This is a genomic window from Streptomyces sp. NPDC007162, assembly GCF_040634175.1.
Lineage (GTDB): Bacteria > Actinomycetota > Actinomycetes > Streptomycetales > Streptomycetaceae > Streptomyces.
In genome coordinates this window covers 1-2,260 of the sequence record NZ_JBEYFC010000880.1, presented here as the reverse complement: position 1 = coordinate 2,260, position 2,260 = coordinate 1, and the positions used below count along the sequence as shown (strand labels likewise).

The following is a 2,260-nucleotide window of genomic DNA, read 5'->3' as shown; positions in this document are numbered from 1 at the left end:
TTATGTTTCAGGGGGTTTGGGTAACTTTGTGAGCGGACCGGGTGGGACTTACCCCCCGGCCGCACCTCGCGGACCAGCGGGCGGCGGGCACTGGTCCGTCTCCTTCACACTGCTGAAGTTCCGTGCCGGCAAGCCGCTCGCGTCCCCAGTGGTGACGACCAGCACGACCTTAGATCACTGGTATGACAAACGCCCGCGCCATTTCCTTTGAGCACCGGCCCGGGGCGCCCGTGCGAGCTCGTCCTTGACGTCACCAGAGCAACGTGCCGCCCGCCTACGACCGGGTCCGCAGGGATCATGCCCGGGAAGCCCGGCGCCTCCAGGGCATGCGATTGTGCGTCTACATCATCGGCGTGGGGCGGGGGGCGGTGCTGTGAGTCGTGTCCTTGCGCCTGGTTCTGGTCGGGCTGTGTCACCGCCGACACCCTGCCGCCACTCCCGCCGAAACTCCCCGAAGAGTTCACACACCTCTGGCTGATCGGCGCCCAGGCATCCAACCGCTGCCTCGCCTGGTACCCGGATCGAGAATGGTTCGAGCGGCACCGGGCCTGGGCGACAGACTGACGGCCGCCACCGCCCGAAGCCGAGTTCGAGCTCTCCGGGACTTGGCCCGGACGCGCTACATGATGCCTGTCCACTGCCACGGCCTACCTGCAACTCGGCCCCGGAGGCAATCCACACGGTACTGCGCCTCAGCGTGCCACTCCGGGTGTGCAGCGGCGTACTGGGCGGCGTACGTCGTCATTCGCAGTTCCCTCGCCCCAGCGAGGAGTTCGTAGCCCTGCCATTGCGTGACTTCCGTGCCGTACAGCTCACAGAACTCGGCGTACTCGGCCTCGGTGACGGTGCCGGTTGTCGTCAGTTTCAGCGCGGTCGAAACCAGGTCCCACTCAGGAGGGCCGACGGACACGCGCTCGAAGTCCAGGAGCACTGGCCCGTCGACGGTGTCGGCCACGTTGCCGACCCAGGCGTCTCCGTGGACCACGCAGTCCGGCAGTCCCGCAGGGCGCTGTTCCCACTGCTCTTTCAGCTCCGCATGCCGCTGCTGGAGCCACTCCCTGTCCTCGTCGGACAACGTGTTGGCTGCGTTGATCCGCTCAGCGATTCGTACGAACGGATCGAGGTCTCCGAGCTGGATGGAACTGGGCACAGACAGGCGATGCAATTGCTTGAGGAGCTGCGCGACGTCGCGAACGCTGCCGTTGCGGTGCGGGGGTAGTTCCTCCCAGAACGTCACTGGGCGATCCCCGGCATTAACCGGCTGCTCGATCGAGAGAGCCTGAACGGCGGGCACCTCGTTCTCCCCGAGCCAGTGGGCCACAGCAACTTCGCGTGCGGCGGCGGCCCACTGGCCGGTACGAGCGATGCGTACGATCACCCGGTCCTCTGGGAGCCGCCATATCTCGTTCTCTGCCAGTCGAACCGGCTCGGCGTGTGCCACGTTGAATCCCGCTGCAGTGCACGCCTCGACCAGCACTGAGCGGGAGGTTGCTTCGGAAGTCGTCATGCCTGCAACGTAGCGGCGATGCGCTCCCGGAGGCTTTCGACCTCGGGAAGCCCGCGGTGCTGCTTGGCGAAGCGGCTGAGGTCGGTGAGGTCATCGGCCGCTCGGCGTGAGGTGAGACGGCCAGCGTCGTCGAGGGCCCGCTGGCCGATTGCCGCGGCCTGGGATGGGTCGCCCTTCGCCATGAGTAGGCTCGCCCACTTTGTGCCAGAGATCGCTCTCGACCGGGCGTAGTCGTCGGTGTGGCCGGCTACCGCGATCTCGAACCGGTGGCTGGCGCGAGCGGGGTCCTGGTTGGCGAGTATCGCCAGGTCCCAGAAGGCATGTGCGGTGTCGCCTTGGTGCTGCGCCTCGTTGTAGTAAGCCATCCACACGGGGTTTTCGGCGGGGTTCGACTTTGCGAAGGCGTCGTCTGCCGCTCCTACTGCGGCCAGGGTGCCCCGGACATCGCCCATCTTGCCGAACGCTCGGGCTCGCGCGCTGTGCAGCATGGCTTGGATCGTCGGTGTGAGCCTGTCGGAGCGGACCAGACCACTCTCTGCGTACGTCAGGCCGGCGTCGGGGTCGCCGACCCAGATGGCTTGGCGGGCAAGAAAGCTGTAGACCTTGGCCCTCAAATGCCAGTCGGGTGCCTCCTCTGCGCATTCGGCGGCGACCTTGAAGGCGATTCTGGCGTCCTCGTGAGCGTATGCGTCGAAGTGGCTGGCGCCGACGACGATGCCTAGCCGGGCGACCGCGGCGTACAGCGGAGCGCGT

The 2,260-nt window shown here is 66.8% G+C and carries 1 protein-coding gene and 1 pseudogene; both read right to left on the bottom strand.

Annotation, left to right across the window (positions count from 1 at the left end; genetic code table 11):
* Positions 1–619 precede the first annotated feature (619 nt).
* Positions 620–1,507, bottom strand: coding sequence for an aminoglycoside phosphotransferase family protein (locus ABZ646_RS45310; protein WP_360533271.1), 888 nt, complete (start codon positions 1,505–1,507; stop codon positions 620–622).
* Positions 1,504–2,260, bottom strand: a pseudogene (locus tag ABZ646_RS45305) (XRE family transcriptional regulator); the annotation flags it as partial. The pseudogene ABZ646_RS45305 and the gene ABZ646_RS45310, both read right to left, overlap by 4 nt.

Coding starts and splice junctions, on each gene's coding strand:
- ABZ646_RS45310 (WP_360533271.1), bottom strand. CDS start 1,507: ATGACGACTTCCGAAGCAACCTCCCGCTCAGTGCTGGTCGAGGCGTGC.